The sequence below is a fragment of the Kitasatospora phosalacinea genome, assembly GCF_000717185.1.
GTDB lineage: Bacteria > Actinomycetota > Actinomycetes > Streptomycetales > Streptomycetaceae > Kitasatospora > Kitasatospora phosalacinea_A.
Map to the genome: position 1 here is coordinate 84,984 of NZ_JNYE01000018.1, position 6,506 is coordinate 91,489.

Here is a 6,506-nt window from a genome sequence, read left to right on the forward strand (position 1 = left end):
ACCGCCGGTAATGCCCTGCCGTTACCGGCCCGTCGTCCCGGCGGCCGGGGCCGCCGGGGGATTCCGCAATGCGCCGGAAGGGGTACGACTCGCACCGGAATCGGGACAGACGGGTTTACACCGGGCTTTCAGGTGGGATGGTCCGTTCGCCGACGTGCGATTCCCCGAGCGCACACTGAGCGAAAGGCCCTGGCGCTTATGAACACCACGGTCAGCTGCGAGCTGCACCTGCGCCTCATCGTGTCTAGCGAGTCGTCACTGCCCGTCCCCGCGGGCCTGCGCTACGACACTGCCGACCCCTATGCCGTGCATGCGACGTTCCACACCGGAGCAGACGAGACCGTGGAGTGGGTGTTCGCCCGCGACCTCCTCGCGGAGGGGCTGCACCGACCGACCGGTACCGGCGACGTCCGGGTGTGGCCGTCCCGCAGTCACGGTCAAGGCGTGGTTTGCATCGCCCTGAGCTCTCCGGAAGGAGAGGCCTTGCTGGAGGCCCCGGCCCGGGCGCTTGAGTCCTTCCTCAAGCGGACGGACGCCGCGGTGCCCCCCGGCACCGAACACCGTCACTTCGACCTCGACCGGGAGCTGTCCCACATCCTCGCCGAGAACTGAACCCCGTACGAGTACGGCCCGCCGTCGCGCGGCGGCGGGAACGCCTCGATGCGCACCGTCCTACTCGGGGGCACGGTCGCAGCTCGCAGTCGCCCTGGCGGCCTCGGGGTCCGGCCCCGGGCGTCCTCTCCCACCGGAGCGGACGCCCGGGGCTCAGTCGCGTCCGGGCCGGGGCCGGTAGAGTCGGCGCGCGATGACCGACGCGCCGGCCCCGGGGCCGGCGCCGCGTGAGGAGCCCCCACGTGCTGATCACCCATGACACCGAGTGCGCGCTGAGCATCCTGGTGGAGCTGCTGAACACGGCGCCGGAGGCGTGCGGCAGCGAACAGCTGCCCGACGTGGCGGCCCTGAGCGCGTTCGTGGTCCGGCAGGAGATCAGCGAGATCGACTCGCTCGGTCCGGCGGACCTGGCGGCGGTGCACGAGCTGCGCGTCCGACTGCGCGAGGTCTTCTCGGCCGGATCGGTCGAGCGGGCCGTGGAGCTGGTGAACGCGGTGGTCGCGGAGGCCGGCACCACGCCCCGGCTGGCCAACCACGACCACCACGGCTGGCACGTCCACTACTTCGCCCCGCACGCCGCGATCGGCCCGCACCTGGCCGCCGAGCTGGGCATGGCGCTGACGTTCATCGTGACGGCGGGCGAGCTGGAGCGGCTGCGCCGCTGCGAGGCGCCGGGCTGCGCCCGGGTGTTCGTCGACCTGTCGCGCAACCGTTCGCGCCGCTACTGCGACAGCCGCACCTGCGGCAACCGGCTGCACGTGGCCGCGTACCGGGCCCGGCAGCGCTCGGCGGAGGCGGAGGCCGTGGCTGAGGCCGTGGCGGAGGCGGCTCCGGGCCGCTGAGCGGGCGTTCGGCGGGGCGCTCCCGACCTGGGAGACTGGGCGGCATGAGCGATTCCCCCCTGCCCTCCCTGCCCCGTGTCGAGTTCTGGTGCGACCTGCTGTGCCCCGACTGCCGTACCGCGCTGGACGACGTCCGGGCGCTGCGCGAGCGGTTCGGGGACGCGCTGACCGTTGAGCTGCGGCACTTCCCGCTGGAGAAGCACAAGCACGCGTACCCGGCGGCCGAGGCGACGGCGGAGGCGTTCGAGCAGGGGCGCGGCTGGGAGTTCGCGGAGGCCGTGCTGGCGCGGCTGGAGGACGTCGAGCGCGGCGGGGCGCCGGTGCTGGTGGAGATCGCCGCCGCGGTGGGCGTCGACGCGGACGAGGTGGACACCGCGCTGGTCGACGGCCGGCACATGCTGTGGGTCGACGCGGACGTGGCGGAGGGCCGGGCGATCGGGGTCACGGGCACGCCGACGTACGTGGTGGCCGGGAAGCGGCTGGACGGCGGGCAGTCGCAGGAGGGGCTGCGGGAGCGGATCGTCGAGCTGCTGAACGGCTGAGACGGGGGCCGCGGGGCGGGGGTCGGCCCGGACGCGGGGACGGGCGGGGCCGGGCGGTCAGAGTAGGGGTTTGCCGAGCACGTGCCGGGTGGTCCGGTAGCCGAGCGACTCGTACAGCCCGAGCGCCACCGCGTTGTCGCGGAACACGTTCAGGCCGAGGTGGCGGACGCCCGCGCGCAGGCACTCGCGTTCGGCGACGTGCATCAGGGTGCGGCCGTGGCCCCGGCCGCGGTGCTCGGGGGCGACCTCGACCAGCATCACCCAGGCGAGCGGGCTGCCGTCGGGCAGCCGGTCCTGGTGGAGGGTGACCCAGATCGTGCCGAGGACGCGGCCGTCGGCGTCCAGCAGGCGGCGCAGCACGGTGCCGACGGTGCCGAGGCCGACGGGGAGGGCGCGGCGGTGGTCGCCCTCGGCGCGGGCGGTGGCTTCGTCGGGGCCGAGACCGGCGGCGAGCAGGTCCTGCCGGTAGCCCGCGACGGCGGCCTCCTGCCAGGCCGGGTACTCCTCCGGCGTCATCGGACGGTCCGTCAACCCGGCTGGCAGCGGCGGTACTCGGCCGAGCTCCTTGCCGAGGTTGCGCATCCGCTCGGTGTACCCGAGGGTGTGCGCGAGGCGCAGGGCGACGGTGGCCTCGACCGGGACGACGAGCTGCACCCGGGCGCACCCCCAGTACCGGAGCACCTCCTCGGCGGCCAGCACGGCGACGGTCGCCCGCCCGCGACGACGGTCGGCCTCGGCGACCTCCAACTCGCTGATCTCCCCCGGGTACTGCCCGCTGCGGGCCCACGCACTGGTCCGCAGACCGCCGACCCGCCGCCCGTTCACCATGATGTGCCAGCGCTGCGTCCGCCCGCCGCCGACACCCGCCTCCTCGGGCCCGTCGGGCCGCAACGTGGTGGTCATGCCGTCTCCCTTTCCCGCCCCGGACGCTCTTCTATCCCCCCGCACGACCCCGCCTGCCCTGCCCTGTCCTGCCCTGCCCGCTCCGCGAGGACCTCCACCGCCCTGCGGGTCACCGGCCCGACGCCGGGCAGTTCGCAGGCGACGGCTCTCCCCCACCCCGGCCCCGGCGCAGCCGGTCCTGCTCAGGCCGGGTCTCGATCCTGCGCCGCCCGCTCCGCGAAGACCTCCACCGCCTTGCGGGTCACCGGCCCGACGCCCGGGAGTTCGCGGTCGTCGACACGGGTGACGGCCTGCACGTCGCGGAGGGTGGAGGTGAGGAAGATTTCCTCGGCGTCGGCGAGGGCTTCGAGGGGGAGGTCGGTCTCTTCGGCGCCGGTCCAGTCGAGGACGAGGTGGCGGGTGATGCCGGCGAGGCAGCCGGAGGCGAGGGTCGGGGTGAGGAGGCGGCCGTCGAGGACGAGGAAGACGTTGGAGCCGGTGCCTTCGCAGAGGTTTCCGGCGGTGTTGGCGAGGAGGGCTTCGCTGGCGCCGGCGCGGTGGGCGGCGGCGAGGGCGACGACGTTCTCGGCGTAGGAGGTGGTCTTGAGGCCGGTGACGGCGGAGTGTTCGTTGCGGCGCCAGGGGACGGTGACGACGGAGGTGGTCTCGGGGCGGGGGTTGGCGGTGCCAAGGGCGACGATCAGGCTGGGGGCGGCGGTGCCGCGTTCGGAGCCGAGCGGGGAGGTGCCGCCGGTGTAGGTGATGCGCAGGCGGCCGAGCGGCAGCGGCTTGGCGGCGAGGACGGCGGCGCAGGCTTCGCGGACCAGGTCGTGGTCGGGGTCGGGGAGGCCGAGGCCGCGGGCGGAGCGGGTGAGGCGGTCGAGGTGCTGGGTGAGGGCGAAGAGTTCGCCGTTCTCGGCCTTGACGGTTTCGAAGACGCCGTCGCCGACGGTGAGCCCGTGGTCGAGGACGGGGAGTGCGGCGGTGTCCTCGGTGGTGAGGGTTCCGTTGACCCAGATCATCGGCGGCTCGCTCCTTCGGGTGTCTCGGGGGTGCCGGTGGAGGCTATCGCCACCAGCCGGGCGGCTTTGAGTTCGGTTTCGCGCCATTCGCGGTCGGGGTCGGAGTCCCAGGTGATTCCGGCGCCGGTGCCGAATTTGAGCAGGGGTGCGCCGGTCGGCGGTCGTTCGATCCAGAAGGAGCGGATGCCGACGGCGAGTTCGGCTTCGCCGCGGTCGGCGTCGACCCAGCCGATGGCGCCGCAGTAGGGGCCGCGGGGGGCGGTTTCGAGGGCGCGGATGATGCGCAGGGCGCTGCTCTTGGGGGCGCCGGTGACGGATCCGGGCGGGAAGGTGGCGGCGAACAGCTCGGCCCAGCCCGCGTCGGGGCGGAGGGTGCCTTCGACGGTGGAGACGAGGTGGACCAGGCCGGGGTGCTTCTCGACGGCGCACAGGTCGGGGACGGTGACGGTGCCGGTCCCGCAGACCCGGCCGAGGTCGTTGCGGACCAGGTCGACGATCATCACGTTCTCGGCGTGGTCCTTGTCGAGGAGGTCGTCCTCGGTGCGGCCGGTGCCCTTGATCGGGCCGGAGCGGACGGTGCGGCCGCGGCGGGCGAGGTAGAGCTCGGGGGAGGCGGTGGCGATCTCGACGCCGTGTTCGGGGAGGCGGATCGTTCCTGCGTACGGCGCGGGGTTGTGGGCGGCGAGCAGGCCGGTGAGGGCGTCGATGTCGGTGCGCTCGGGGTCGGGCAGGGGTGCGCTCAGCACCCGGCAGAGGTTGGCCTGGTAGACCTCGCCGGCGGCGATGTGCTCGCGGATGCGGCGGACTCCGGCGCGGTAGGCGTCGGCGTCGAGGGAGCTGTGCCAGGAGGCGGGGTCGGGGCCGTGCCAGCGGTCGGTGGCGGGCGGGGCCGGGTCGGGGCGGACGTGGGCGAAGCGGGCGCAGGTGAGTCGTCCCTCGAAGTCGTGGGCGACGGCCCAGAGCCCGCCGTGTTCGAGGGCGGCCGGGTCGTGGGTGACTTCGCGCAGCCCGGTGGCGAGGCGGCCGGCGAAGCGGGCCATCGGCTGGTCGGGGCTGGGGGGCGGGGTGCGGCGGGACACGGTTCTCCTGCGCGGGTGTTTCGGTGCCGCCCGCCGCCGGTGCCGGGTCGGGCACCGTTCGCGCACGCGCGCCGGGCGGGCGCCGGGGGATCGCCCCGGTACCGGAAAGTCTAGGTCGGGGGCGGGTCGGAACGTCCGGGCCGGGGTGGGCGGTTCGGTGTTCGGCGGCCACCCCCGCGCCACGCTGCGGGAACGGATTTTTCAGCTGGGCCGGGAATCCGCTAGAGTTCAACACGTCGCCAGGGAACGCAGCCGGGAAAACCGGGGGCACCAGGGCAGACAGGCGGACGTGGCTCAGTTGGTAGAGCATCACCTTGCCAAGGTGAGGGTCGCGAGTTCGAATCTCGTCGTCCGCTCGATGGGGAACAGGGTAAGATCGTTCTCCAGGAGTTCGAGAAGTTCAGAAGTTGCCTGGTGGAGTGGCCGAGAGGCGAGGCAACGGCCTGCAAAGCCGTGTACACGGGTTCAAATCCCGTCTCCACCTCCAAGAGGTGCCGTCCGGTTTCGACCGGAGGTCCTCTCCGCGCGATTAGCTCAGCGGGAGAGCACTACCTTGACACGGTAGGGGTCACTGGTTCAATCCCAGTATCGCGCACTGGTCTTCGGATCCCGGTCCTCAGGATCGACCCGCGCGATTAGCTCAGCGGGAGAGCACTACCTTGACACGGTAGGGGTCACTGGTTCAATCCCAGTATCGCGCACTCAGGCTTCCCACCTGCGGGAGTCCTGGCGCACCCGCGCGATTAGCTCAGCGGGAGAGCACTACCTTGACACGGTAGGGGTCACTGGTTCAATCCCAGTATCGCGCACCAGCATTGAGAGCCGCAGTCCGCCCCGGACTGCGGCTCTCGGCGTTTCCGGGCGGCGAACGGAACGACGGCGAACGGAACGACGGCGAACGGAACGACGGCGGCCGGGACGACGGTGGCCGGGAACGGCACGCCCTCACCGACGTGTCGTTCCCGGCCACCGGGTGGGCCGGAGCTGCAGCCTGTGCCACTCACGCTGTCCGTCCACGACGGTGAGGGCTGCTCCGGCCGGCGAGGACCCCTACCCCATGCGGGGGTCAGCGCCCGATCAGGTCGGCGACCGCTCTGGTCTGGGTCGCCAGTTGGTCCCACGCGCCGAACAGGGCCAGCAGCAGGACGGCGCAGGGCAGGACGATGGCAAGGGCGACGACCGGGTGCCGGGTCTCCGTGGTGGGGAGGTGGCGGCGGCGGTGGGCTCTGGTGAGCGGTGCCATGGTGTGCGGGGCTCCTGCCGGGCTGGTGCTGCGGGTCGGGTCGGGTGGGACGGGTGGTGCGTGCGGTCTGCAGCGGGGGCGGCTTCTCGGGGGACGAGCGGGGCCGCCCTCGCTGTGGACAACGGTATGCGGGAGGGGTGTCGGGGGTCGTCATGCCCGCGTACCGTTCCGGTCGCCTCCGCTGGGATGAGGCGTGGTGCGGCGGCGTACTCCTGGAGGCGGAGGCGGGGGCGGGGGGACCCCGAGACGGTCCTCGGGGTCGTCCCCGGGGGGCGGTCGGGGTG

7 protein-coding genes and 5 tRNA genes are annotated in these 6,506 nt (G+C 73.3%); 8 read left to right on the top strand and 4 right to left on the bottom strand.

Translation table 11 applies throughout. The annotated features are described in order from the left end of the window. Positions 1 to 198 precede the first annotated feature (198 nt). The 3 genes from OO57_RS10540 to OO57_RS10550 all read left to right on the top strand — a co-directional run bounded on the left by OO57_RS10540 (position 199) and on the right by OO57_RS10550 (position 1,996). Entirely contained in the window at positions 199 to 612 is a 414-nt protein-coding gene (locus OO57_RS10540; RefSeq protein ID WP_030459107.1) for an SsgA family sporulation/cell division regulator, read from the top strand. Positions 613 to 854: 242 nt separating this feature from the next. Continuing rightward, positions 855 to 1,454: a CGNR zinc finger domain-containing protein gene (locus tag OO57_RS10545; protein ID WP_051777106.1), complete on the top strand. Its 600-nt coding sequence runs from the start codon at positions 855 to 857 to the stop codon at positions 1,452 to 1,454. A 44-nt stretch (positions 1,455 to 1,498) separates the two neighbouring features. Further along, on the top strand, positions 1,499 to 1,996 hold the full coding sequence (locus tag OO57_RS10550) for a DsbA family protein (protein ID WP_033252088.1): 498 nt from the start codon (positions 1,499 to 1,501) through the stop codon (positions 1,994 to 1,996). Positions 1,997 to 2,053: 57 nt separating this feature from the next. Here OO57_RS10550 and OO57_RS10555 read toward each other — a convergent pair whose 3' ends face one another. From OO57_RS10555 to OO57_RS10565, 3 genes are all read right to left on the bottom strand, one after another. After that, positions 2,054 to 2,899, bottom strand: coding sequence for a GNAT family N-acetyltransferase (locus OO57_RS10555; RefSeq protein WP_033252089.1), 846 nt, complete (start codon positions 2,897 to 2,899; stop codon positions 2,054 to 2,056). A gap of 182 nt (positions 2,900 to 3,081) precedes the next feature. Further along, positions 3,082 to 3,900, bottom strand: a complete 819-nt coding sequence (locus OO57_RS10560) for an aminotransferase class IV (protein ID WP_033252090.1) — start codon at positions 3,898 to 3,900, stop codon at positions 3,082 to 3,084. Further along, positions 3,897 to 4,940 carry a chorismate-binding protein gene (locus OO57_RS10565; RefSeq protein ID WP_033252105.1) on the bottom strand — a complete coding sequence of 348 codons (1,044 nt, stop codon included), beginning with the start codon at positions 4,938 to 4,940 and terminating at the stop codon, positions 3,897 to 3,899. The genes OO57_RS10560 and OO57_RS10565 overlap by 4 nt, the downstream gene beginning before the upstream one ends. A gap of 322 nt (positions 4,941 to 5,262) precedes the next feature. On the opposite strand from OO57_RS10565, the gene OO57_RS10570 reads away from it, so the two are divergent. From OO57_RS10570 to OO57_RS10590, 5 genes are all read left to right on the top strand, one after another. Continuing rightward, a tRNA-Gly gene (locus tag OO57_RS10570) sits at positions 5,263 to 5,335 on the top strand. A 57-nt stretch (positions 5,336 to 5,392) separates the two neighbouring features. Continuing rightward, positions 5,393 to 5,466, top strand: a tRNA-Cys gene (locus tag OO57_RS10575). Positions 5,467 to 5,502: 36 nt separating this feature from the next. Beyond that, positions 5,503 to 5,574 (top strand) — tRNA-Val (locus tag OO57_RS10580). Positions 5,575 to 5,608: 34 nt separating this feature from the next. Then, positions 5,609 to 5,680: transfer RNA gene (locus OO57_RS10585), tRNA-Val, on the top strand. Positions 5,681 to 5,716: 36 nt separating this feature from the next. After that, a tRNA-Val gene (locus OO57_RS10590) sits at positions 5,717 to 5,791 on the top strand. Between the two features lie 254 nt (positions 5,792 to 6,045). Here OO57_RS10590 and OO57_RS44650 read toward each other — a convergent pair. Further along, positions 6,046 to 6,222, bottom strand: coding sequence for a hypothetical protein (locus OO57_RS44650; protein WP_199811236.1), 177 nt, complete (start codon positions 6,220 to 6,222; stop codon positions 6,046 to 6,048). Between the last annotated feature and the right edge of the window lie 284 nt (positions 6,223 to 6,506).